Below are 23,514 nucleotides of genomic sequence, written 5' to 3'. Positions count from 1 at the left end.
TAGGGTGGCGGCCATGACCGTCCTGCGCTCCATCGCCCTGTTCGTGCTCGCCGCGGTGGCGGAGATCGGCGGCGCCTGGCTGGTCTGGCAGGGCGTGCGCGAGCACCGGGGGCTGCTGTGGGCCGGCGCGGGCGTCATCGCGCTCGGGGTGTACGGCTTCGTGGCGACGCTGCAGCCGGACCCGAACTTCGGGCGCATCCTGGCGGCGTACGGGGGCGTGTTCGTGGCCGGCTCGCTGGCCTGGGCCGTGGTCGCCGACGGGTTCCGGCCGGACCGCTACGACGTGGTCGGCGCGCTGGTCTGCCTGGTGGGCGTCGCGATCATCATGTACGCGCCCCGCCCCGCGTGAGCTCGTAGATGGTCTCGACTCCGTCCTCGTCGTCCCACTGCTCGCCGACCTCGACGAACCCGTACTGCTGGACGAGGTTGCGCGAGGCCAGGTTGGTGGGGCTGACGGTGGCCCGGACGACACGCACCTGCGGGTCGTGGTCGGCGCGGTCGAGCATGAGCTCCAGCGCGGCGCGCGCGTACCCGCGCCGGCGGTGGGCGGGATCGATGGCGTAGCCGACCTCGACCCGGCCGTCGCCGTCGGGCGGGCCGTGGAACCCTGCGCGCCCGACGGCGACCTGGCGGTCGTCGTCCCAGACGATGCCGGTGATCCAGGCGGCGCTGGCGGGATCGACCGCGACCTGCTCGCGGCGCATGCGCCACACGCTGCTCCAGTGCGGGCCCGCGCAGTACGGCGTCAGCTCGACGGGCGACTCCTGGTTGGCCGCCACGATGTCACCAGCGGCGAGCGCCGTCAGCGCGGCCTCGTTGAGCTGCACGATGCTCACGTGCTTCGGCTCGGTCATCACTTCGGTCATCGGGGCACATCGTGCTCGCCGAAGCGCGAGAACACAAGGCGGCCCGCTCAGGCGTCCGGAAGTGGCTCGCCGGTCTCGAGGAGCGTCTTCAGGCTCGCGACCAGCACCGGCCAACCGTTGCTGATGCTCTTCAGCACCTCGCTGCCCACCGGGAAGCCGTCGTGGACCACGGTGAGCCGGACCATGTCGCCCATCGGCTCGAGGTCGAACGTGACCTTGGACCGCTGCTCCTTCGCCCACTGCGCCACCTCGGCCGGGTCGAAGTCGTGCGCGGCCGCGAACTCCGGGGTGAACGTGTGCCAGGTGTAGGAGAGCCGGCGGTACGGGTCGGCCTCGAGCACCCGCTGGTGCTCGTCGTCGGCGATGGTCGCGCCGGCCTCGTGCCAGACCATGGGCGACCCCTTGGCCCAGTCGGTGTCGAACTCGACCCCCCAGTAGCGGCTGGTGAACGCCTTGTCGGTGAGCGCCGTCCAGAGCTGCTCCGGCGTGGTCCTGATGTACGTGGTGTAGGTGAACTCGGTGTCGCTCACGGGTACGGCCTCCAATGCCGTCTTCAGATCGGCGAGCGCCTGTACGCGCCCGCGGTGGTACCGGCTGATCCAGCGGTCGGCGATCGCGTTGATCGGCTCGGCGTTGAGGAAGTGGTACTTCTCGCGGCCACGCTTCTCCGTGGTCACGAGACCGGCCTGCTCGAGGACGGCGAGGTGCTTGCTGACCGACTGCCGAGCCATGTCGAGCCCGGCGCACAGCTGGCGCAGCGTCTGGCCGTTGTCGCGGTTCAGGCTGTCCAGCAGCGCTCGCCGGCTCGGGTCGGCCAGCGCCTTGAACACGTCGTCGTCCATCGTCTTCCCCTGGTCGCTTCAGGCAGCCATATGGCTGCCTTTCGCTCTGATCCGACAATAGGCAACCTTTCGGCTGCCTGTCAACCGCGGGGTGCCACCCTGATGATCATGGAGAAGGTCGGCTCTGGAAGCGCGGGAAAGCCGACCTTCTCCATGATCAACTTCGGGGCGAGGTGGACTCGTCTCGCAGCGACCTCGGGGTCGCGCTGAGACGACCGTCGGGGCCCGGGAAGATGGGCGGGTGGATCATGTGGTGCGCAGGGTCGTCCCCGACGACTGGCAGGCCTACCGGGAGCTGCGGCTCGAGGCGCTGAAGGACTCGCCGCTCGCGTTCGTCGAGCAGTACGACGACGCCGCGGCGCGGCCCGAGCTGTTCTGGCGCGAGCGGGTCGAGGGCGCTGCCGACGGCGTCCTGTCCTGCATGTTCGTCGCCGAGGCCGAGGGGCGGCTGGTGGGCAAGGCGAGCTGCTTCGTCGAGGGCGAGAACGCCGACAAGGTCAGCGGCCACGTCGTCGGCGTCTACGTGACGCCGCAGGCGCGCGGCACCGGTGTGGCGGCGGCGCTGCTGTCGGCGACGGTCTCGTGGGCGTTGACCGAGGCGCGGGCCGACCGCGTCCGGCTCTTCGTCATCGAGACCAACGACCGCGCGGCCGCCTTCTACCGCCGCATCGGCTTCGTCGCCACCGGCCGGACCATGCGATACCCGCCGGACCCGACGTACATCGAGTACGAGATGGAGTACCGGCCCCATGGAGTGTCTGACTGATCATCGAATCCGCGACCGCCCACGTGATCGTCCAGGATCGGTGGTGCCCACGCGCCCCCAATCTTGGATGATCATGCACCACCGGGGCCCGGTGTCTGATGGAACCGTAAAGAAGGAGGGGGTCCGTACTCGTCCGGTTCCGCGCCGGCCGAAGATCTGCCAGAAGGATCAGAGCTCGGTGAGGGTCAGGCCGGCTGGGCGGCGATGTGCTGGGCGACGACGGTGTCGTTCTGCAGCACGTGCTCGACCAGCTCGCGGAAGTCCTCGAGCCGAGGGTGCCGCTCGGCCTCCGACGGCGACAGCTTCTGCCCGAACAGCGGCTCCGCCGCGAAGGACGCCGCGGCGGGCATGAGCTGGACGGCCGGACCCGGCTGCCCCGGCACCGGCCCGATGCGGCACCCGAACGTCACGTGGTCGCTGTGGTCCTCGCGATCCCACGTCCCGAACACCGCGTCGAGCAGGACGTCGTTGCCCTCGTGGTGGTGGCAGCTCGCGTAGTAGACGGCGTACGGCGCGCCGTCGCGGTGGACGAATCCGGTGATGCGGCGGAACGGCCGGCCGCAGTCGGGGCAGGTGTGCTCGGCGATCTGCAGGTTCGGCGCGATGCTCAGGGTCACCGGCGCATCCTCCCACCAGGACGTGAACGCCAGGTCAGCGGAGGTCGACGTAACAGTGGGCGTCGACGGGGCCGGAGGGGAACCGGAGCGTGACGGTGCCGAAGCGGGTCCAGCCGAGCCGGTCGTAGAGGCGGACCGCGGCGGCATCCTTCACCACCACATCGAGGAGCGGACGGCGGCCGAGCCGCGCGCACTCGTCGACGACGGCGGCGACCAGCCTGGCGCCGAGGCCCGACCCGCGGGCGGCCGGCGCCACGAACAGCCGGCCGAGGACACCCAGCCGGTCGAGCGGCTCACCGGACTCACGACTCCACAGCAGGGCGGGTGCGTACGACGGCGACGGCTCACTCAGAGCGACGTGCCCGGCCACGGACCCATCGGCCGATGCCGCGACCCAGGCGCCGAGCAGGCCGGGCGGGGTGAGGAACCCGGCCGGATCCGCGATGTCGTCGACGGGGTAGCCGTCGCGGGCCTGGACGCCGGCCAGGACGGACGCGCAGGCGGGGAGATCGTCGTCGGTGCGGGGACGGACGGCGAAGGAGGCGGACATGGAGCGGGTGACGGGAATCGAACCCGCATGACCAGCTTGGAAGACGGGCACGGTCTCGTGTTCGTGCAGGTCAGGGTCTTCCGGCGGCTCATTCACGGTCTGTTTTACCTGCGGCGATCCGCAATGTCGTTCGCCCTGGGGCACGTAGCGGGCACGGCTCGCGGCCCTCCTGTGGCTGGGATCTGCCTCATCTGTCAGTCGCCCCCGCCGGGTGCGCCAACACCCGGACGGGGACTTGATCCACCACCAGAACCAACCTGGAGGAAGACCCGTGGTTACCGTACCGACCCCTGAGAAGCGTGAAGAGATCACCCGTGTGCCGTTCGTTCATCCCGAGGTCGGGGAGATGGCGGCGTTCTTGGGTACCGAAGGTCCGATCATCGACGTGCAGGTGAAGCCGGAAGCGTCGGACATGTTCTGTGAGTTCAGCCTGACGCCGCTGGAGGCGCGTGAGCTGGCCGAGAGTCTGCGGGCGATCGCGGACGAGGCGCAGCGCGCGGGCTGGTCGAGGAAGATGCTGGCCGACGTTCGCAAGTATTACCTGCCCGACGCGACCGATGACGAGATCCGGGACCGGCTGGATGCGTTGACCGAGCGGCTGGGGGAGCGCCTTCATGGCTTCCGTGGGCAGCTGTCGAGTCAGGCCGGTCGTCAGCTCCTGGCCGAGGACGCCGCTGCCGCCGCGGGGCAGGCGTCGGGTGCGCTCGGTGAGGTCGTCGAGCAGCTGGCGCGGCTCGGTGAGGTGTCCGGGCGGCTGGTCGAGGCCCAGGCGGCGTTTACTGACCTGGAGCGTCTGCATCGGGCGTCGATCGACAAGGCCGGGATCCGCAATACGTAGTCATTGAGTGTGAATGTGCAGCTAGGAGGCGTGCGAGTGAGTGTCCGCTATCATGAGGGCATGACGGTTCCGGCGTTTCGCGATCCGGCCATTGTGGTCACCGCGACGCCTGCCGACCCCGAGCGGGAGCGTGCGGAGTGGCGGGCGTGGTGGTCCACCCTGCCCGCGGTCGAGCGGGACTGGCCGGCGGCTGACGTGCTCGCCGAGATCCGCGACGAAGACTAGTGCCACAGCGCTACGTCCTCGATGCCTCCGCCGGTATCGAGATCCTCAATCGCACGCCTTCTGGCCTGGCCCTGACCGCGCACACCTTCCGGCCCGGTGCCGAGGAATGGACCGTGGATCACTTCTACGTCGAGGTCGCCAAGGTGATCCGCCGTGACGTGCTCCGCGGCATCCTCACCGACGCCCAGGCCGGGGCGCTCGTCGACGGCCTGGTCCGCTGGCCCCTGTCGGTCACACAGTCCGCGCCGCTCCTGCGCGACGCCTGGACCATGCGGAACAACATCACCATCCACGACGGCCTCTACGTCGCCCTCGCCCGCCACCTCGGCGCCACCCTCGTCACCGCCGACCAGAAGCTAGCCGAAGCGCCTGGCTTGAACGTCGCGGTCATGAAGCCCTGAACGCTGTGGCGCCTGATCCAGAGGCGGCTAGCTCAGATCCACCTTCACCGTCCGGCTATCTCCATCCTGCCACGCGTCCTCATCCATAGGCTCTTCTTCGAACACGACTGCCTCCGCCGCAAGCGGGAGCGACACAGACCACTCGCCGCGGTTGGGAGCACCGAGATCGGCCAGGACACTCTCGCGCAGGATCTCTCGGCCTCGCGCTGTAGCTGAGTAAACGACATTGCCCTCGAACACCACGGCGGTGCCATTAATCTCCCACGATTGTCCGCGTCGACGAAGCTCCTTAACTTCGATGACGGGCCGACCATCGTCCGCCTTTGCCTCGGTTCCCTCCAGGTGATAGCCAGCGAGGCGTTCATAGAAGAGAACGACTTGGTTGACGAAGGACACATTCGGGTTGTGCTTCTCGATTCGCGCCCTGAACCTCTCGTCCAGTAGGTGTCCATATTCCGGGTGGCGAGGCAGGCGGTAGCTCGCGAATTCCTGGCACAACAGGTCAATCGATTCCTCGTCGGTTATCGGTGTGGAGCTGCCGATTTGCGCTACCCCATAGGTACCGCGTCGCAGCACCTTACCTTTCGTCCTCTCAAGACTTCGAGTCCAGGCTGGGCGCTGAATCACCTCGGCGAGTAGAATCGCGCGAATAAGATCTGCGTCACTGGAGTGGACTGCGGCTCTTTGGGCCGCGTACGTCCAGAGGTCGGGACCAAGATCCTTGCGTGCTCGTTCGAAAAGCGCATCTTCGGAGTGCTGGGTGACAACAAGGTTCCGGAGGAACACGGCGAGGATTGCCGCCAGTGCACCCGTCCACAGTGCCACGACCGTGTCCTCCTGACTTGGGATTAAGTCCTTCCACGTGGAGCTGGTTCTAAAGGCAAGGAACGCCGTTGCGATGAGAAGTACGCACGTGAGAAGGTTAAAGGCAATCAAGTTCACCCATGCTGAGGAATGTTCACGTCGGCGCAGCAGTTCGACGATCGCGCGAAGATTGGTCAATAGGATGTGTGTGCCGACGGTAATGGCTGCCGCCCTGGAAGCCGAGGCGTCGATTCGTCCTGCGGTTACCGTCACGAAGACAACTGTCACGTATACGGGGATCACTCTGAATGCGAGGTAACGAGCCAGGCTCGTGCTTAGGAAGTTGTCGACGGCGTCCGTCATAGTGACATAACTTTCCGGCCACTGATTTCGGATCGCCGAATAGAAGACGTAAAGGAAGAGCGCGCCCGCTACTCCAATTCCCACCGTTTCCATCTCTGCATCCCGCCTGTACTCGACGAAGGAGGTCCTGGTGGCGGGGACGGTAGCGGCCCCCCAGGACTCAACTGCGCTCACGGGATCAGAGTGGAACGCTCAGACTTGGGCGTCGTCCTCATAGCTGCCAGTCGTTTGGCTGGAGCGGAACGGGTCAAGGGTCGGCGTAGCCGATCACGTAGTGACGCCGAAGGCGCCCTTGAGGCGTGAAGCGGAGGCCAAAAGAATGGCCGCTATGAGGGGGACGCCGCCACGGTGACTGTGCGCGCGTGGACAAGCTGGTGCCGTTCGTCACGTGCCCGCCGGCCGACAGGGCCCGGAACGGCCGCCAGGCCGCACGCCCGGCCCGGAGGCCGGGCGGGCACGGCGCGCGCAGCGCGCCGCTTGATCTCCAAGAGGTCGATCCGGCAACCGGCTGCGTCACAGGTCGTGCTGCGTCACAGGTGTGCTCCGTCGGTTAGGCGTTGTGGGCTCTGAGGCGGTCCGTTAGGTGCTCGACGGTCGAGTGTCGGCAAGCAGGACGCTTCAATCGCTGCGCGGTGTCTGGACCGGCGATGTTTCGCGGACATCTTCGGACCGGACGTCTGGCTCGGCGATCAACGCGACCGCCAATGATCAAGATTGGCGTCGAGGAGTTTTAGCGCCTTGAGTCGACGAGCGGTGTCTGGGTGGACGTGGACAGCCGAGCCCTTGGTGGGTTCAGGCAGGTCGTCCCCAAATCCATCAAATTCGAGGGCTCTTCGAGAGTCTAGTTCCCGCCATTGTTCGCCTGGCTGAATTAGGAGGCGCGTGTCGCCTTTTCGCTTGTTCCAAAGCTGGGTAGCTTGGGAGATGGCATTTGTGACGGTCGAGTTCGTAAGATTCAGCATGCCGCTTAGAACCGTATTGGGGTCCTTCCACAGAAACATCGCTTCCACACCCTCGGCGGAGATCATGGCCTCGGTTGACGTCCAGTCCGGTTGTCGATGCAAAGGCTTCACCCAACGTAAGGATCTACCTTCCTTTACCTGGACCATCCAATCGAACATGGGAGCGCGGTGAGCGGCTGTATCTCGTGTTCTTTGCAGCCAAGCGAGCCAATCGGGTGGTCCGGCCTGGATCGATCGACTTATGGCAAGGAACACATCGTTTTGGGCCTGGCGAGGTTCCGTGCCGGGTGGCTCAAGGTATCTCGATTCTTGCTTCTGATTTCGCATGCACGATTCAATTACTCGCCAGTCTGCGGTGACGATGTCAGCTCGGACTGCCGCGACGCCGATGATGGTCGCCGCAAGTCGGTCAAAACACTGCGCGAGGTGGTAGAAGACGTGTTCCTGCGCGAGATTGGCGCGCCGATCCCTTCTTCGCTCGTGGGGCCCGCGCTGGATGGCTTTCATGAAGGTGCTCGTTGACGCCCCAGGGATTCGGCCGGCCGCCGTCAGCTGCTGGTGCATCCACGTGTTGTCCGCAAACGTAGCTTCTCTGTGTTCCTGGACCTGGAGCGCTGCTGCGATGATCGATTCCGATGTTCCGATTAGCGAAGCGAGCGTGTATTCACTGATTAAGGCGACGCGCTTCCAGTCCAGGTAGCCATGCCACCAGCCGAAGCCGCCGCGCTCGATGTCGAGGTCCGACAGCATCATCTGCGAAAGCTCATTCACGGCGCCTACAGCCGTTGAGACGTTGCGTTCGTATTCTTCCGTAGCAGCCACCAGGTTGCCCTCCCGTCTGCGTAGTGAGCTTGTGGGCCAAGTGTTCTCGTGACCCCGGACGTTTGTAGCGCCCACTCAGCGGGTTGGCGAACCATGTATGCGCGACGATGGTGAACCGGTTGCAGGCGGCTGGCCATCACCCGAGTTCGCGGCCTATCCGATGGCTGTCGGAAACGAGGACGCGCGGTTCGGCGGGGGCTTTGCTGATGTTCGATGCCGTGCACGCCGGCCTGTGACGAGGCGCACGGTAGCGAGGACGTCTCGGACAGTGACGCCGATCCAGTGCCGCTAGCGCTGGCGAGTGACGGCTGCTGTGCCTGGCCTTTACGTCTCAGCGGTGAGTTTGCGTGGCCTTTGCTGGTGCCATCGTTGGATGGTTTCTGGACGCCAGAGGCGTTGTGGGCCGACGCGCATGTCGGGTTCTGGCATCTGGTCGCGGGCGAGATAGGCCCGCACGGTCGAGGCCGTGATTCCCAGGTATTCGGCGACGTGGTCGGTTGTCCACCAGCCGCGGCTGCCCTCAACGTGCATGCTGGTCGGCTCGGCGCCTTGCTCTAGATAGATATGGCGGCCGGTCTGCGCGGCGCTGAACGCCTTGGTGATTCGACGCTGTAGTCGTGGGGGCAGTACGTTCAGCATCTCGGTCTGATCCCTGAACGCCCAGGCCTCGAGTTCGTCGTCGGCCAGCTTCAGGGCGGCGATCTGTTCCGGTGTGAGTGTGCCGCCGTCGAACACGAACAGGAGCTTGTCGCCTTCGCTCTCGCTAGGTGCCCAGTCGGTGACCAGGAGCTGGCGGACGGTGGGGTCGAATCCGAGTTCTTCCCGGACCTCGCGCATGCAGGCTTCGAGGGGCGTCTCGGCCGGTTCGACGTAGCCGCCGGGGATATCCCAGCCGTCCTTGTACGTAGGTTTGACGAGCAGGACCCGGCCCTCGCCGTCGAAGAACAGGGCGCCCGCTGCGACTCGCGGGCGTGTCATGGGCGGCGGCTCCTGATCGACCATGGCGTCAACCATACGGATCCGCGCTGGCTCAGCCGATGCCGAGCCTGTGAGCTAGTTCGGCGAGTTCGAAGCTGGGTTGGCCGCGCTGTGTCCTGATCCAGGTCTGCACGAGGTTGCGGCTGAGGTAGTGGTAGCGGACCTGCTCGGGCGCGAGCTGCTCGGCATCGAGCAGTGTCGCCAGGGCCTCGTCACGCCTGTTCGCGGTGCTCCAAGCCCGCGCAACTTCGAGGGAGTGACGTACGCGCCGCTCGGTCGGCACCGCGCTCGTGTCGATCTGGGGTCCGAGGTCGATGGCGATCTGGATGTCGCCCAGCTCCATAGCTGTCGAGACGCGGTGAATCGCAACGTTGGTGGGGCCGAACGCGGTCCAAAGATGGTTCGCGTCGCCACCCATCCGATGCGCCGCGCCGTCAGCTCCAGTGAGGAACGCCTGGACGGTATGGCGGTCATCCGCACGGGCTGCGGCCATCGAGCCGGATAAGAGCAGCGTCCCGTATACGGACAGCATCGCGGGCGAGGGATCGGACAGATGCGGCTCGAAGAACTCGATCGCATCGTTGGTCATCTGTACTGCTGCGGCGTAGGCCCCGGTTGCCTGGAGGGAGTGGGCGACGGAGCGGAACAGCGAACCGATCACTGTGGGGTTGCCGCTTCGGTAGGCGGCGTCGATTCCCCGATCTGAGGCGTTCCACGCGAGGTCTGCTTCTCCGAGCTTGGTGAGCGTTCCCGCGGCCACTTGGTAGGTGAGTGCAAGCAGCCCAAGCGCTCGTTGTTGCCGGTCGCCTTGGTACTCGTGTGCTGCGATCTTGGCGTCGGGAATCAGGGTGACGAGCCTGTGCGTCGCGTAGCCGAAGCGCGAGTCTTGGTAGGCGGTCCATGTCGCCGCGATGTCAGCCTCCAGCGCGTCCAGGTCCCGCGCGTCGCCGAGCGGCTGATGGGCGGCAAGCCGTGTGAGCTGCCGATAGTCCATGAGGACTGACCGGAGCGCCGGCACGTCGACTGGCCACTGTCGGTGGTCCATTCTGCAAGCGATGGCTCACCGAGCAGGTCGCCCAGCGAGACATCGAGGGCGCGGGCGATGTTGGCCATGACCGAATAGCGGTCGAGCTGAATGCGACCGTTCTCCACTTTGCTCAGCCAGTCGGCCGTCCGCCCGACCAGCTCGGCCAGGACATCCTGCGAGAGCCCGCGACGCTGCCGGTACCAGGCGATCCGTCGGCCAAGTGCGATCTCACTAGTCATCCCGCGCATGAACGGATTGTCGCACTGCGTGCTGACAAGTACCCCGGAAGGAATTTCCGGGTCATTCGCCGCGCCCGTTCCTACCGTCGATTCGTGCAACACCGACCAGGCGAGAGAGAGGACTGGTCAAGTACAGCACTTCGCTGTACTGTGTTGAGTACAGCGAAACGCTGTACAGGTGAGCCGCAGGTTTGCGGCACGATCAGGAGGAGGCAGGTCATGGCGTTGATCAAGGGTCACCGGTTCCCGGTGGAGTTCGGTGAGGCGTTCCCGCGTGGTCTGGTGATGGTGGGTGAGATCGAGCCGGACCTGGAGTACCAGTCGCAGGAGGACCGGGCGCGCGGCAAGGAGCAGCGGCAGCGGATCGACGACATCACCAAGCTGCGGCAGTGGAGGGCCACCGTGACCGACCCGGATGAGGCGAAGGCGAAGCGGGCGAGCTTCGAGGTGATCTTCACCGCTGAGGTGCAGCCCGCCCCGCTGCCGGATGAGGTGCTGCCGGGGATGCGCCCGATCGAGCTGGTGGGCGTGACGGCGTCGCCGAAGGTGATGGGTCAGGGCGAGTTCAAGTACCTCGGTTATGAGTACCGGGCTACCGGGGTGAAGGCTCCGAACGGTGCCCCGCGCCCGCCCGCCGCTGCTGGTGCTCGCGGCCAGGGCGACTCCGTCAAGCAGGGCGAGCAGAAGGCCGGCTGACGGATGCCGACCGAGCGTGAGGCCTATCTGAGCGTGAGCGCGCAGGTGGCACTGTCGGCGTCCTGGTCTTCCGCCCACGAGGTCGTGATCATCAACGGCGTCCACGGCACGTACCCGGCGCTGTCGATGCACCTGACCGTCGAGCAGGGCGCGGAGCTGGCGGCGTCGCTGATCCGCTCCGTCCTGGCCAGCGACCCGGACGAGCTGTCGGCGCGGCTGGTGGACGCGGCGGGGGAGGCGTTGGCGCATCACTGGCGCGACGCCATCCCCACCACCTCGGCACCGGCCGGAGCGTCGACATGACCGCGACCGTCGAGCACGAGCCGTGGTGCGAAGACCAGGCGACCGGCCATGAGGGGCCGTGCCGGTTCTACGGCGACAGCCTGTCCGCGCGGGGTGTCGTCGTCACCTCGACCGCCGAAGCCGTCGACGGTGGTGCAGTGGTGGTGTTGACCACGACCGGCCGCGACGGACGACCTGTCCGGCTCGAAGTCGCTCCGGCTGTGGCGTCGTCGTTCGGACGGTCGCTGACGCGGCTGGGGTCGACGTTCGAGGACCGCGCTCCGCGCCGCTCACCACTCGCCACATCCACGACGGCGACTGCCCGCGGTGGTGTTGTCGTCTCGCGATGAGTCCCCACCGGGGACGGGTGCAAGGCCTAGGAAACCGTCCCCGTCCCCGGTGGCCCCAACCACACCCCCACGAGGGAGGGGATTGGTGTGCCCAAGCTTATGTTCTGGCGACTCCCCGTCGCCCTGCTGACCGTCCTGGCGGTCCTGGTGCTGACGGCCGCGCAGCTCGCCACCGCGGTCACCGATGTCGAGGCGGAGCGATCTGACGCCGCCGAAGCGGCCGATATCGCGCGGTGTGGTGGCCGGTCATGAACGGCGAACCGGTCCTGTTCGGGCTGCTGCCCTTCGACACGACCGAGAAGGCGTATGCGTTCCCTTGCCCGGTCTGCGACAAGGTCCGCTCCACCGCACCCGACCAGCCGTGCCGGGACTGCGCCCCGATCGTGAAGCCCGCTCGGCGACGGACGACCAAGGGTCGTGGTTCCCGGTGAACCGGCCGCGGGTGCTGTCCTGCGACGGCTGTCCCGCCACGATCACCGATGCCGGCACGGCCGGTGCCTGGTTCGTCTTCGACACCGCGGACCTGCCGGGGAACGCTCGCTGCCCGGAGTGCCTGCCCGGCCAGGCCCGTGCTGGCGGTGATCTCGCATGTCTGCGCTGACTCGCTGCTCCGTCTGTGGCCGTGCCGTGGATGCGGTGGAGGTGTGGTTCCACCCCGGCACCGGCGAGGCGACCTGCCCCGACTGTCACGAAGCCGTCCGGTCCCGGCATGCCCGGTTGACCGCGCTGAGAGGTGAGTTCCGATGAGAAGCCGTCCACGACTGCACACCCGGCACTGCAACCGCTGCGCTTCCCGTCTGAACGGGGCGGGGATGCCGCTGCACGGTGCCGGAACACTGTGCCCGACCTGCTGGGTCACCATCCGCACGGAACGGTTCGAGGCCCGTGCCCGTGCCGCCGTCGCCGCCACGCTCGCTGACGAGCAGGGCGGGTGGTGACGATGAGCAACCTGCTCACGCTCCTGAAGACGCTGCTGGCGCTGCCGCGCAAGCGGGTGAACGGCGCGGCATCAGTGCTGACCGGCTGGTGGCTCATCCGGCTGCTCTGGCGGCTGCGCCTCCTCGTCGCGGTGACCCTGGTCGTGCTGTTCGCCTACTCCAGGTGGGGCTGGGTCGGCCTCGTCCTCCTGGCCGTGCTGCCGCCGCTGCTGTCGTTCGCGTGGCGGGTGCTGCATCCGCAGTCACACACCTGGTTCGTCAACGCCCTGACGGCCCGGCATCGGCTGCGCCACACCTACGGCTCCCGCTGGGACGCGGTCATAGTCGCGTGCGACCTGCACCGGCCGGTCCCCGGCGGCGCGCACCTGACACCGGAGCTGGTGAAGGTGTCGTTGGTCCCGGTCGGTGACGTGCTGCACGTGCGGTTGCTGGATGGGCAGGCACCGGCCGACTTCGCCCGCCAGGCCGACGAGCTGGCGCACGCGTTCGGCGTCCCCGAAGTCCGCGTCACGAACGCCGGCCCCGGCCGGGTCGAGCTGGTCCTCGTGCTGCTCGACGTGCTCGCCCAACCCGTCACCCTGACCGACGTGCCCGCGGTGACAGACCTGCGCAAGGTGCGGTTCGCGATCGGGGAGGACGGGCTGTGGCGCACGAGGAACTACGCGAACATCGCGGCCGAGGTCGGCGGCGGCGTCCCTGGCTCCGGCAAGACCGCAGGGGAGACGTCGCTGGCGTGTGGGCTGATCCAGAACCCGGCCGTCCAGTACGTTGTCGTCGATGGCAAGGGCGGTGAGGACTGGTCCTGGATCGCGCCTCGAGCAGCCGCCTACTGCGCCGAAGACGAGGACCTGAACGCGGTCCTGGCCGTGGTCGAGCAGGTGCACGGGCTGATGCGGCACCGGCTCAAGACGCAGAAGGCCACGCGGGGTGAGGCGAACTTCTGGAACCTGCCCCTCGACCCCGCTCATCCGGCCGTGTTCCTGGTCGTGGACGAGGTGCAGACGTTCACCGACACCAAGGGCATGGACAACGAGACGAAGCAGCTCGCCTGGCAGATCACCGCCCGGTTGTCGGCGCTGGTGAAGAAGGGCCGCTCCGCCGGCATCATCACCCGGCTCCTGACCCAGAAGCCGACCAGCGATGCGCTGCCGACCGCGATCCGCGACAACGCGTCGGTGCGGACGGCGTGGCGGGTGATGTCCAAGGACGCCGCCGAAGCCATCCTCGGCCCGATCGTCCGTGACGCGGAAGTGTCCCCGGTCGACATCCCGGAGGCCATGCGCGGCGTCGCCGTGGTCGCCACTGATGCGGGGCGGCTGGAACGGGTCCGGTTCCCGTTCGTCGACGAGCACACCGCCGAAACCATCGCTGCTCGGGTGGCGGGCCTGCGCCGCGAGCTGACCGAGTTCGGCGCACCCACCACCGACAACGAGGACCAGGAGGCCGAGGACGACGCCGCGGGGGTGCGGACGTGACCATCGCGGTGCTATCGGCGGGGCTGCCGGATGACGCCACGCTGCGCGAGCTCGCGGCCGCGAAGGGCGTGTGCGTGCGGCCGATCCTGCAGCACGTCACCGACACCCTCACCGGCGCCTCGAAGACGGTGGTGATCGCGTGCGGGGCCACCCGCGCCAAGGTCTGCCCCTCCTGCGCAGACACCGCACGGCGACTCAGGATCCAGCAGTGCCGCGAGGGCTGGCACCTCACCGAAGACCCACCCAAACCCGACCCCGACGACCCCGACCCGACCGACGACCGTGGGGACGACGGCGGCGACCAGACCGACGAGCACGACGAGAACGACGGCCGGCGAGTGCGGTCCACGCGGCGGCGGCAGGACGCGCCGGACCTCCCGCGGCTTGCGGTGTCGGACCGCACCACGGGCCGGGTGTTCGAGACACCGGACGGCAAGGTCTACCGGCCGTCGATGTTCGTCACCCTCACCCTGCCGTCCTACGGACGCGTCACCGGCGAGGGTGTGCCCGTGGATCCGAGGTCGTATGACTACCGGCGAGCCGCGCTGGACGCGATGCACTTCCCGAAGCTGGTGGACCGGTTCTGGCAGAACCTCCGCCGCTCCACCGGCTACTCGGTGCAGTACTTCGCCACCGTCGAACCCCAACGCCGCCTCGCCCCGCACCTGCACGCCGCCATCCGCGGAGCCATCCCCAGGAAGCTCCTGCGTCAGGTCGTGGCGGCGACCTACCACCAGGTGTGGTGGCCACAGCTCGACGAACCCGTCTACACCGACCCGGACACGCTGCCGGTGTGGGACGAGCTGGCCCTGGCCTACGCCGACCCGCAGACGGGCGCCGTGCTGCCGACATGGGACGAGGCGCTGGACGCCCTCGACGACGACCCCGACGCCCAGCCGGCGCACGTCATCCGCGCCGGGACCCAGGTCGACATCCAAGGCGTCATCGCTGGAACACCGCTCGCGGACCGGGTCATCGGCTACCTCACCAAGTACCTGACCAAGTCCATCACCGACCCCCTCCACGACGACGACAGCGACGGTGACGCCCCCGTCTCGGCCGCACGGCGTGCGCACATCGACCGGATCGCCGACGAGGTCCAGTGGCTGCCGTGCGCACCGACGTGCGCGAACTGGCTCCGCTACGGCATCCAGCCCAAGGACGCGAAGGGCGGCATGGAGCCCGGCCGCTGCGGGTCGAAGGCGCACGACCGGGACCACCTCGGGCTCGGCGGTCGTCGGGTCCTCGTCTCCCGGCGGTGGACCGGCAAGACGCTTGACCAGCACCGCGCCGACCGTGCCGCCGTCGTCCGCGCCGTTCTCGCCGAGGCCGGGGTCGAGATGGACGACCACGACGAGCTTTCGGCAACCGCCACCACGCCCGACGGCAGGCCGCGGTTCGTCTGGACCGTCACCCACCCCGGCGACGTCGACGGCCCGTCCTACGCCCGCCTCATCAGCCACGCCATCGCCCAGAAACAGCGCTGGCGAGCCCAGTACGAGGACGCGAAGACCCGCGCCGGACCTGCGGCGCTGGAGCTTTCGGCAACCGCACAACCTGCCGCTACCCCGGCGGCATGACAGAGAGGAACGATCATGATGGATCGGCTGTTGACCGTGGAAGAGGCTGCCGAGCTGCTCGGTACCGGGCCGCGGTTTCCCCGGCGGCTGATCGCTGAGCGCCGTATCGACTTCGTGAAGGTCGGTCGGCTCGTCCGGATCCCGTCGTCCGCGCTTGCCGCGTGGGTGGAGGAGCGGACGGTGGAGGCGACTCGGCGTACTCGCAAGGATCCGTATGGGCGGGTGCTCTGATGGCGGCGCGGCGGCGGTTCGGGCGGGTGCGGAAGTTGCCCTCGGGCCGGTTCCAGGCTCGATATCACGGCCCGGACGGTCAGGATCGGCCCGCGCCGTACACGTTCGCGACCAAGACTGATGCGAACGTGTGGCTGGCAGACAAGGAGCTGGAGATCCGCCGCGGTGACTGGCTCGACCCGGCGGGCGCGATGATCCCGCTGAGGGAGTTCGCGGCGGCGTGGATCGTCGAACGGCCGAACCTGCGGCCTCGCACGGTGGAGCTGTACGAAGGTCTGCTGCGGCTGCACATCGCACCCCAGCTCGGCAGGCTCGGCCTCGGTGACCTCACCCCGGCGCGGGTGCGGAGCTGGCGGAAGGAACGCCTGGACGACGGGGTCGGGCCGGTGACCGTCGCGAAGGCCTATCGCCTGCTGAAGACCGTCATGGCGACGGCGGTGGAAGACGGCCTGATCCGCCGGAACCCGTGCCAGATCAAGGGCGCGGGGACAGAGGCCAGCCCGGAGCGCAGGACCGCGACGCTGGCCGAGGTGTTCGCCATCGCCGACGCGATCCAGCCCCGCTATCGGGCGCTCGTGCTGCTGGCGGCGTTCGGAACGCTGAGGTGGGGTGAGCTGATGGGCCTGCGACGGCTCGACGTCGACCTGGACGAGCGGACGGTGCGGATCGAGCGAGCGGTGCAGCAGGTCAAGGGCAAGCAGATCGTCTCGACGCCCAAGACAGCCGCCGGCCGACGCGTCATCGCCATCCCGGAGGTCATCGTCCCGGAGCTGCGGTCGCACCTGACCGAGTTCGCCGAGCCGGGACCGGACGGCCGTGTGTTCATCGGCCCGAAGGGCGCGACACCGACGCGAACGAACTTCCACACCGTCTGGCGTCAGGCGGCGACCGCGGCCGGTGTCCCGGAGCTGCACTTCCACGACCTTCGGCACACCGGCGCGACGCTCGCCGCGACAACGGGGGCCAGTCTGCGCGAGCTGATGGAACGCCTCGGGCACGCCAGCCCTCGCGCGGCGATGATCTACCAGCACGCCACCAGGGAGCGTGATCACGCCCTCGCCGCGGCGCTGGACGCCCTCGCCCAGGCCTACCTACGTGAACGGCCTCAGGCCGATGAACGGGCACGCGACGGGCACGATGATGCCGAAATGGCGTCCTGAGAGGTGGCGATGACGGAGCACGTACCCGCTGAGCTGCGGGGCAGAAATGGAGCGGGTGACGGGAATCGAACCCGCATGACCAGCTTGGAAGGCTGGGGCTCTACCATTGAGCTACACCCGCGTAGGGCCAAGGGCCCCGCGGAACAGGGTACCCTGTGATCTGGCCTAGACTTGTCCGGGCACCCGGGGCGTAGCGTAGTGGCTAGCGCGCCTGCTTTGGGAGCAGGAGATCGCAGGTTCGAGTCCTGTCGCCCCGACCAGCCCGCCTTCGCAACACCGACAGCAACACGACCATGCACGGCCGTTGCGATCGTGCCCGACACCATCCCACACAGGAGACACGTCAGCGTGAAGAGCGTCGTCGAGACCCTCAACCCGACCAGGGTCCGGCTCGCGGTCGAGGTTCCCTTCGCCGAGCTTGAGTCGAACATCCAGTCCGCGTACAAGCGGATCGCCGCCCAGGTGACGGTGCCGGGGTTCCGCAAGGGCAAGGTGCCGCCCATGGTCATCGACCAGCGCATCGGGCGGCCGGCGGTGCTCGAAGAGGCCGTCAACGAGGCGATCCCGCAGATCTACCAGGACGCCATGCGCGAGAACGAGCTGACGCCGCTGGCCCAGCCCGACATCGACCAGCCGCAGTTCGGCGAGGGCGAGGACCTCAAGTTCACGGCCGAGGTGACGGTCAAGCCGAAGATCACGCTGCCCGAGTGGGAGGGCCTGGAGGTCCAGGTCGACGACATCACCGTCGGCGACGACGACCTCACCGAGCGCATCGACGTGCTGCGGGCGCGGTTCGGCACGCTGGTGACGGTCGAGCGGGCGGCCGCCGACGGCGACTTCGTCCAGATCGACCTCAACGCGACGAACGGCGGCGAGCCGGTCGACGGCGGCCAGGCCAGTGGCGTGTCGTACCAGATCGGGCGCGGCGGCATGGTCGACGGGCTCGACGAGGCCCTGGCCGGGATGTCCGCGGGCGAGTCCAAGTCCTTCAAGACGACGCTGGTCGGCACCCACGAGGGCGAAGAGGTCGACGTCGAGGTGACGGTCAACGCCGTCAAGGAGCAGCAGCTCCCCGAGCTCGACGACGAGTTCGCCCAGCTGGCCAGCGAGTTCGACACCCTCGACGAGCTGCGCGCCGACATCCGCGAGCAGTCGCTCAACGGCAAGCGCATCGAGCAGGCCATGGCCGCCCGCGACAAGGTGCTCGCCCAGCTCATCGAGAAGGCCGGCGACATCCCGCTGCCCGAGGAGCTCATCTCGGCGCAGATCGAGGACCACCTGTCCGACGGCCACGGCGACGAGGACCACCGCGCCGACTTCGAGAAGCAGCTGCGCGAGAACCTCACCTCGCAGTTCGTGCTCGACGAGCTGGTGAAGACCGAGAGCATCGAGGTCTCGCAGGACGAGCTCAGCTCGTACATCATCCAGCAGGCCATGCGCTCGCGCATCGACCCGAACCAGCTCGCCCAGCAGCTGGTCGACCAGGGCAACCTGCCCGCCGTCGTCGCCGACGTCGCGCGCGGCAAGGCGCTGGCCCTCGCGGTCGAGAAGGCCAAGGTCAGCGACGCCTCCGGCAACGCCGTCGAGCTGAACCGGCTGCGCGAGGACGGCACCCTGGCCGACCTCGACGAGCTCGGCGCCGTCGCCGCCCCGGCCGTCGACGGCACCTTCGAGTTCGCCGAGCTCGACGACACGGCGGCCGACACCGAGACGGCGGCCGACGCCGCCGACGAGGCCGCGGCCGACGACGACACGGCTGCCGAGGACACGGCCGACGCCGAGGACGAGAAGAAGGCCTGACGCAGGGCCGCGCAGAACGCAGGACCACACGCGATCAGGTGACCACGCCCACGGCTGGTCACCTGATCGCGTTTGCGCACCATATGAGGTCGCGGCGCACGCCGTCAGCGAACACCGGCCATGCGGCGGATGGTCGCCACGGCCTTTGTGGTTACTGTCGTTGGCACAACGAAGAAGACACACGAACCAACGGTCTCGACGACCAGTCAGCAAGCCCCAAGGAGATCACGGTGAGCACACGCCCCGAGACGTCGGGCCCGTCCCTCATTCAGGCCCACGCGCCCGCACCAGCCGTCGGTGGTCTGGACGACCACATCTACAACCGGCTGCTGAAGGAGCGCATCATCTTCCTCGGCTCCGAGGTCCGCGACGAGAACGCCAACGCCATCTGCGCGCAGCTGCTGCTGCTGGCGGCCGAGGACCCTGAGCGCGACATCAACCTCTACATCAACTCGCCCGGCGGCTCGGTGTCCGCGGGCATGGCCATCTACGACACCATGCAGTACGTCAAGCCCGACGTGGTGACGCTGGCCATGGGCTTCGCGGCGTCGATGGGCCAGTTCCTGCTCTGCGCCGGTGCGCCCGGCAAGCGCTACGCCCTGCCGCACGCCCGCATCCTCATGCACCAGCCGTCCGGCGGCATGGGCGGCTCGGCCAGCGACATCCGCATCCAGGCCGAGGCCATGCTGCGGACCAAGCGCGAGATGGCCGAGCTCATCGCGCACCACACCGGCCAGCCGATCGAGCGCATCGAGGCCGACTCCGACCGCGACCGCTACTTCACGCCGCAGGAGGCGCTCGAGTACGGCTTCGTCGACCACGTGGTCGAGAGCGCCTCGCAGGTCTCCCAGGGCGGCGGCACGGCCTGACCCGGCCGCGCCCCCCCACGAGCCACACGAGCGACCATCCCGACAGAGGAGACCCAGTGAACTACTACATCCCGCAGTGGGAGGAGCGCACGTCCTACGGCTTCCGGCGGATCGACCCGTACGGCAAGCTGTTCGAGGAGCGCATCATCTTCCTCGGCACCCCCATCACCGACGACGTCGCCAACGCCGTCATGGCGCAGCTGATCTGCCTCGAGTCGATGGAGCCCGACCGCGACATCGAGATCTACATCAACTCGCCCGGTGGATCCTTCACAGCCATGACGACCATCTACGACACCATGCAGTTCATCAAGCCGGACGTCCGGACGGTGTGCATGGGTCAGGCGGCGTCCGCGGCGGCGGTGCTGCTGGCGGCCGGCGCCCCCGGCAAGCGGCTGGCGGTGCCGAACGCGCGCATCCTCATCCACCAGCCCTACACCGAGGGCACCTACGGTCAGGCCAGCGACATCGAGATCCAGGCGAACGAGATCCTGCGCATGCGGGCGCTGCTGGAGAAGATGCTCTCCGACCACTCCGGCCGCAGCCTCGAGCAGGTCCGCACGGACATCGAGCGCGACAAGATCCTGACGACGCAGGAGGCCATCGACTACGGCCTCGTCGACAACTTCACCGCGTCGCGCAAGGCCAGCCTCGTCAGCTGACCTCCTTCGGATCGGGCCCGGCCACGACGCGCCGGGCCCGATCCGCTCTCCGGGTGCCCGTTTGCGCGCCAGACGTTGTAACGTCGAAGGCAACGCAGGGCTCGCGAGGGCCGGCGATACGCACGACGTCGATCCGCGACCAGGGCCCGGGACCAACGGCTCGCTCCGTGGATCCTCGGCCGCACGGCCGAGATCGCAGCTGAAGACGGAAGGACGTACCGCGTGGCACGCATCGGCGACGCTGACCACCTGCTCAAGTGCTCGTTCTGCGGTAAGAGCCAGAAGCAGGTCAAGAAGCTCATCGCAGGCCCCGGGGTCTACATCTGCGACGAGTGCATCGATCTCTGCAACGAGATCATCGAAGAGGAGCTCAGCGAGACCGCCGAGGCCGGCGGGCTGTCCGAGCTGCCGAAGCCGCGCGAGATCTACGAGTTCCTCGAGCAGTACGTCATCGGCCAGGACGTCGCCAAGAAGGCGCTGTCCGTCGCCGTCTACAACCACTACAAGCGGGTCCAGGCGCGCCAGTCCGCCGCCGCCCGCGGCCACGGCAAGGACGACGCCGTCGAGCTGTCGAAGTCGAACATCCTGCTCATCGGCCCGACGGGGTGCGGCAAGACCTACCTGGCGCAGACGCTGGCGAAGATGCTGAACGTGCCGTTCGCCATCGCCGACGCCACCGCGCTGACCGAGGCCGGGTATGTGGGTGAGGATGTCGAGAACATCCTGCTGAAGCTGATCCAGGCCGCGGACTACGACGTGAAGAAGGCCGAGACCGGCATCATCTACATCGACGAGGTCGACAAGATCGCCCGTAAGAGCGAGAACCCGTCGATCACGCGGGACGTGTCCGGCGAGGGCGTGCAGCAGGCGCTGCTGAAGATCCTCGAGGGCACGACGGCGTCGGTGCCGCCGCAGGGCGGGCGCAAGCACCCGCACCAGGAGTTCATCCAGATCGACACCACCAACGTGCTGTTCATCGTGGGTGGCGCGTTCGCCGGGCTCGACGACATCATCCAGGGCCGCATCGGCAAGCGCGGCCTGGGCTTCGGCGCGCAGATCCAGTCCAAGTCCGAGCGCGAGGCGGTCAACACCTTCGGCGAGGTCATGCCGGAGGATCTGCTGAAGTTCGGGCTGATCCCGGAGTTCATCGGCCGGCTGCCGGTCATCACGACGGTGTCGCCGCTGGACCGGGCGGCGCTGATCCGGATCCTGTCCGAGCCGCGCAACGCGCTGGTGAAGCAGTACATGCGGTTGTTCGAGCTCGATCACGTGGAGCTGGAGTTCACCGACGACGCGATCGAGGCGGTCGCGGACCTGGCGCTGCTGCGTGGCACGGGTGCGCGGGGACTCAGGGCGATCCTCGAAGAGGTGCTGCTGCACGTGATGTACGAGGTGCCGTCGCGCGACGACGTGGCCCGGGTGGTCATCACCCGCGACGTGGTCGACGCGAACGTGCTGCCGACGCTGGTCCCGCGCGAGGGCCCGCGCAAGCGCGAGCGCCGCGAGAAGTCCGCCTGACGTCTGCGGTAGACCTTGGCCGATCCGACGAAGACGCCGGACCCCGTACGCGGTTGACTCCCGCCCATGACTGACACCCTCGTCCTGCGCGGCGGCACCGTGTTCGACGGCCTCGGCTCGCCCGGCGTGGTGGCCGATGTCGTCATCGCCGACGGCGTCATCCGCGCGGTCGCGCCCGGGGCGGCCGCCCACGAGACCGGCGCCCGCGTCGTCGACTGCGCCGGCCTGTACGTCGCGCCGGGCTTCGTCGACGCCCACTCGCACAGCGACATGGTCCCGCTGATGGCCGACGCGCAGCCGTTCAAGCTGCTGCAGGGCGTCACCACCGAGGTCGCGGGCAACTGCGGGTTCAGCTTCGCCCCGCTGGACGAGACGTCCGCGGCCGTCGTCGACGCCATGTACGGCGAGCTGGCGTGCGCCATCCCCTCCCCGCCCGGCTCGTTCGCGGCCTTCCTCGATCTGGTCGAGCGGCACGGCCCCACCAACCACCTGGCCTATCTGGTCGGGCACCACACGCTGCGGCTCACCGCCAACGGCGCCGGCGACGAGCTGCGCCCCGGCGCCGTCGAGCGTATGCAGGCGCTGGCCGCCGAGGCGTTCGAGGCCGGCGCCGTCGGCTTCTCGACCGGGCTCATCTACCCGCCGGGCTGCTTCGCCGACCTGGCCGAGCTCGAGGCGATCGCCCGCGTCGCCGGCGCCTATGGCCGCACCTACGCCACCCACATGCGTGACGAGGGCCGTCACGTCGAGGAGGCCATCGACGAGGCCGTCGCCGTCGCGCGGGCCGGCGGCGTGCGGCTGCAGATCTCGCACTGCAAGGCCGCCGGCCGGGCCAACCACGGCAAGAGCGCAGCCCTCCTGGAACGCATCGAACGAGCCCGGCTGGCCGGCGTCGACGCCATGGGCGACCAGTACCCGTACCTCGCCGGCGGGACGGTGCTGCTCGCGCTGCTGCCCAACCGCGCGGCCGAGGGCGGCGCCGCCGCGATGACCGCCCGGCTGGCCGACCCCGCCTACCGCGTCGCGCTGCGGGCCGACGCCGAGCGCGGCGACCCCGGCGACGGCATGTGGGCCGCGACCACCCCGGCGCAGGTCATCGTCACCGGCCACCGCGACCCGGCCGCCGTCGGCCGCACCGTCGCCGACCTCGCGGCGGCCGACGACGGAACCGACCCGTTCGACACTCTCTGCGACCTCGTCGCCGCCGACCCCGCCGCCATGATCGTCATCGAGATGATGGCCGAGCCGGACGTCCGCGCCATCATGGCCAGCCCGCTGGTCGGCATCGGCTCGGACAACGGCCCGCCCCTGGGCCTGCAGCACCCGCGCACCTACGGCTGCTTCCCGCGCGTGCTGGGCACCTACGTGCGCGAGCGGCGGGTGCTCAGGTGGGAAGAGGCGATCCGCAAGGCGACCAGCCTCATCGCGCGCCAGTTCGGGCTGGCCGGACGGGGTGTGCTGCTGCCCGGCGCGCACGGCGACGTCACCGTCTTCGACCCGGAGCGCATCGGCCACGCCGGCACCTACACCGACCCCGCCGTGACCCCCGAGGGCATCGAGACCGTCGTCCTCGGCGGCCGGGTGGTCGTCGACGGCGGCACCTTCGGCGGCGAGCGGGCCGGGCGGGTCCTGCGCGCCTGACGGCGGCCGCCC

At 68.5% G+C, this 23,514-nt stretch carries 26 protein-coding genes, 2 tRNA genes and 1 pseudogene; 20 read left to right on the top strand and 9 right to left on the bottom strand.

The genetic code is table 11. From position 1 onward, the window contains the following. Positions 1-13: 13 nt before the first annotated feature. Complete coding sequence (locus HD601_RS00900) at positions 14-349, top strand: YnfA family protein (protein WP_184818457.1); 336 nt, start codon at positions 14-16, stop codon at positions 347-349. Here HD601_RS00900 and HD601_RS00895 read toward each other — a convergent pair. Together HD601_RS00895 and HD601_RS00890 are read right to left on the bottom strand one after the other, a co-directional pair. Continuing rightward, complete coding sequence (locus HD601_RS00895; protein ID WP_221440438.1) at positions 324-866, bottom strand: GNAT family N-acetyltransferase; 543 nt, start codon at positions 864-866, stop codon at positions 324-326. The two genes, HD601_RS00900 and HD601_RS00895, sit on opposite strands and share 26 nt — an antisense overlap. Before the next feature lie 47 nt (positions 867-913). After that, positions 914-1,708 (bottom strand): ArsR/SmtB family transcription factor, encoded by a 795-nt coding sequence (locus HD601_RS00890; protein WP_184818455.1) that lies wholly within the window; start codon positions 1,706-1,708, stop codon positions 914-916. Between the two features lie 253 nt (positions 1,709-1,961). On the opposite strand from HD601_RS00890, the gene HD601_RS00885 reads away from it, so the two are divergent. Next, positions 1,962-2,474 carry a GNAT family N-acetyltransferase gene (locus tag HD601_RS00885; protein WP_221440437.1) on the top strand — a complete coding sequence of 171 codons (513 nt, stop codon included), beginning with the start codon at positions 1,962-1,964 and terminating at the stop codon, positions 2,472-2,474. A 185-nt stretch (positions 2,475-2,659) separates the two neighbouring features. Here the strand turns inward: HD601_RS00885 and HD601_RS00880 are convergent, their stop codons facing one another. Both HD601_RS00880 and HD601_RS00875 read right to left on the bottom strand, forming a co-directional pair. Then, positions 2,660-3,091, bottom strand: a complete 432-nt coding sequence (locus HD601_RS00880) for a hypothetical protein (RefSeq protein WP_184818444.1) — start codon at positions 3,089-3,091, stop codon at positions 2,660-2,662. Between the two features lie 34 nt (positions 3,092-3,125). Beyond that, entirely contained in the window at positions 3,126-3,641 is a 516-nt protein-coding gene (locus HD601_RS00875; protein ID WP_184818441.1) for a GNAT family N-acetyltransferase, read from the bottom strand. A 271-nt stretch (positions 3,642-3,912) separates the two neighbouring features. On the opposite strand from HD601_RS00875, the gene HD601_RS00870 reads away from it, so the two are divergent. Genes HD601_RS00870 through HD601_RS00860 form a run of 3 tightly spaced genes read left to right on the top strand, consistent with a single transcriptional unit; the run spans position 3,913 to position 5,105 of the window. Then, entirely contained in the window at positions 3,913-4,479 is a 567-nt protein-coding gene (locus HD601_RS00870) for a hypothetical protein (protein WP_184818439.1), read from the top strand. Between the two features lie 60 nt (positions 4,480-4,539). Continuing rightward, positions 4,540-4,704, top strand: a complete 165-nt coding sequence (locus tag HD601_RS00865; protein WP_184818437.1) for a hypothetical protein — start codon at positions 4,540-4,542, stop codon at positions 4,702-4,704. Beyond that, complete coding sequence (locus HD601_RS00860; RefSeq protein ID WP_184818435.1) at positions 4,704-5,105, top strand: PIN domain-containing protein; 402 nt, start codon at positions 4,704-4,706, stop codon at positions 5,103-5,105. Before HD601_RS00865 ends, HD601_RS00860 begins: the two co-directional genes overlap by 1 nt. Before the next feature lie 27 nt (positions 5,106-5,132). Here the strand turns inward: HD601_RS00860 and HD601_RS00855 are convergent, their stop codons facing one another. The 4 genes and pseudogenes from HD601_RS00855 to HD601_RS33280 all read right to left on the bottom strand — a co-directional run bounded on the left by HD601_RS00855 (position 5,133) and on the right by HD601_RS33280 (position 10,300). Then, the gene (locus HD601_RS00855; protein WP_184818433.1) at positions 5,133-6,446 is read right to left on the bottom strand and encodes a Gmad2 immunoglobulin-like domain-containing protein; all 1,314 of its coding nucleotides are present in this window, start codon (positions 6,444-6,446) and stop codon (positions 5,133-5,135) included. Positions 6,447-6,961: 515 nt separating this feature from the next. Beyond that, positions 6,962-8,056 (bottom strand): hypothetical protein, encoded by a 1,095-nt coding sequence (locus HD601_RS00850; RefSeq protein WP_184818431.1) that lies wholly within the window; start codon positions 8,054-8,056, stop codon positions 6,962-6,964. 324 nt (positions 8,057-8,380) lie between these two features. Further along, on the bottom strand, positions 8,381-9,058 hold the full coding sequence (locus HD601_RS00845) for an NUDIX domain-containing protein (RefSeq protein WP_221440436.1): 678 nt from the start codon (positions 9,056-9,058) through the stop codon (positions 8,381-8,383). Between the two features lie 28 nt (positions 9,059-9,086). Continuing rightward, positions 9,087-10,300: pseudogene (locus HD601_RS33280) on the bottom strand (helix-turn-helix domain-containing protein). Positions 10,301-10,519: 219 nt separating this feature from the next. Here HD601_RS33280 and HD601_RS00835 point away from each other — a divergent pair. From HD601_RS00835 to HD601_RS00800, 9 genes are all read left to right on the top strand, one after another. Further along, positions 10,520-10,996: a hypothetical protein gene (locus HD601_RS00835; protein WP_221440434.1), complete on the top strand. Its 477-nt coding sequence runs from the start codon at positions 10,520-10,522 to the stop codon at positions 10,994-10,996. 3 nt (positions 10,997-10,999) lie between these two features. Continuing rightward, complete coding sequence (locus HD601_RS00830; RefSeq protein WP_184818429.1) at positions 11,000-11,299, top strand: hypothetical protein; 300 nt, start codon at positions 11,000-11,002, stop codon at positions 11,297-11,299. Continuing rightward, a complete protein-coding gene (locus HD601_RS00825; protein ID WP_184818427.1) occupies positions 11,296-11,628 on the top strand; it encodes a hypothetical protein in 333 nt (110 codons plus the stop codon). The genes HD601_RS00830 and HD601_RS00825 overlap by 4 nt, the downstream gene beginning before the upstream one ends. A gap of 87 nt (positions 11,629-11,715) precedes the next feature. Next, on the top strand, positions 11,716-11,880 hold the full coding sequence (locus tag HD601_RS00820) for a hypothetical protein (RefSeq protein ID WP_184818425.1): 165 nt from the start codon (positions 11,716-11,718) through the stop codon (positions 11,878-11,880). Between the two features lie 560 nt (positions 11,881-12,440). Next, entirely contained in the window at positions 12,441-12,566 is a 126-nt protein-coding gene (locus tag HD601_RS34465; protein ID WP_281386239.1) for a hypothetical protein, read from the top strand. A 2-nt stretch (positions 12,567-12,568) separates the two neighbouring features. Further along, positions 12,569-14,041, top strand: coding sequence for an FtsK/SpoIIIE domain-containing protein (locus HD601_RS00815; RefSeq protein ID WP_184818423.1), 1,473 nt, complete (start codon positions 12,569-12,571; stop codon positions 14,039-14,041). Then, positions 14,038-15,621 carry a replication initiator gene (locus HD601_RS00810; RefSeq protein ID WP_184818420.1) on the top strand — a complete coding sequence of 528 codons (1,584 nt, stop codon included), beginning with the start codon at positions 14,038-14,040 and terminating at the stop codon, positions 15,619-15,621. Before HD601_RS00815 ends, HD601_RS00810 begins: the two co-directional genes overlap by 4 nt. 15 nt (positions 15,622-15,636) lie before the next feature. After that, positions 15,637-15,852: an excisionase family DNA-binding protein gene (locus HD601_RS00805; RefSeq protein ID WP_132103604.1), complete on the top strand. Its 216-nt coding sequence runs from the start codon at positions 15,637-15,639 to the stop codon at positions 15,850-15,852. Beyond that, positions 15,852-17,012 (top strand): tyrosine-type recombinase/integrase, encoded by a 1,161-nt coding sequence (locus tag HD601_RS00800; RefSeq protein ID WP_184818418.1) that lies wholly within the window; start codon positions 15,852-15,854, stop codon positions 17,010-17,012. Before HD601_RS00805 ends, HD601_RS00800 begins: the two co-directional genes overlap by 1 nt. Positions 17,013-17,059: 47 nt before the next feature. On the opposite strand, the gene HD601_RS00795 is transcribed toward HD601_RS00800, so the two are convergent. Then, a tRNA-Gly gene (locus tag HD601_RS00795) sits at positions 17,060-17,133 on the bottom strand. 63 nt (positions 17,134-17,196) lie between these two features. Here HD601_RS00795 and HD601_RS00790 point away from each other — a divergent pair. From HD601_RS00790 to HD601_RS00765, 6 genes are all read left to right on the top strand, one after another. Then, positions 17,197-17,272 (top strand) — tRNA-Pro (locus HD601_RS00790). Between the two features lie 88 nt (positions 17,273-17,360). Further along, positions 17,361-18,812: a trigger factor gene (tig, locus tag HD601_RS00785; protein WP_184818417.1), complete on the top strand. Its 1,452-nt coding sequence runs from the start codon at positions 17,361-17,363 to the stop codon at positions 18,810-18,812. A 266-nt stretch (positions 18,813-19,078) separates the two neighbouring features. Continuing rightward, positions 19,079-19,681, top strand: a complete 603-nt coding sequence (locus tag HD601_RS00780; protein ID WP_343076473.1) for an ATP-dependent Clp protease proteolytic subunit — start codon at positions 19,079-19,081, stop codon at positions 19,679-19,681. A 56-nt stretch (positions 19,682-19,737) separates the two neighbouring features. Beyond that, on the top strand, positions 19,738-20,343 hold the full coding sequence (locus tag HD601_RS00775; RefSeq protein ID WP_184818412.1) for an ATP-dependent Clp protease proteolytic subunit: 606 nt from the start codon (positions 19,738-19,740) through the stop codon (positions 20,341-20,343). 222 nt (positions 20,344-20,565) lie between these two features. After that, positions 20,566-21,861 carry an ATP-dependent Clp protease ATP-binding subunit ClpX gene (clpX, locus tag HD601_RS00770; protein WP_184818410.1) on the top strand — a complete coding sequence of 432 codons (1,296 nt, stop codon included), beginning with the start codon at positions 20,566-20,568 and terminating at the stop codon, positions 21,859-21,861. 66 nt (positions 21,862-21,927) lie between these two features. Next, positions 21,928-23,502, top strand: a complete 1,575-nt coding sequence (locus tag HD601_RS00765) for an N-acyl-D-amino-acid deacylase family protein (RefSeq protein WP_184818408.1) — start codon at positions 21,928-21,930, stop codon at positions 23,500-23,502. The last annotated feature ends 12 nt before the right edge of the window (positions 23,503-23,514 follow it).

Origin of the sequence: Jiangella mangrovi, assembly GCF_014204975.1 — a bacterium.
Classification (GTDB): domain Bacteria; phylum Actinomycetota; class Actinomycetes; order Jiangellales; family Jiangellaceae; genus Jiangella; species Jiangella mangrovi.
Note: the sequence above shows the minus strand (reverse complement) of the source record. Positions and strands in the feature narration are given on the sequence as shown.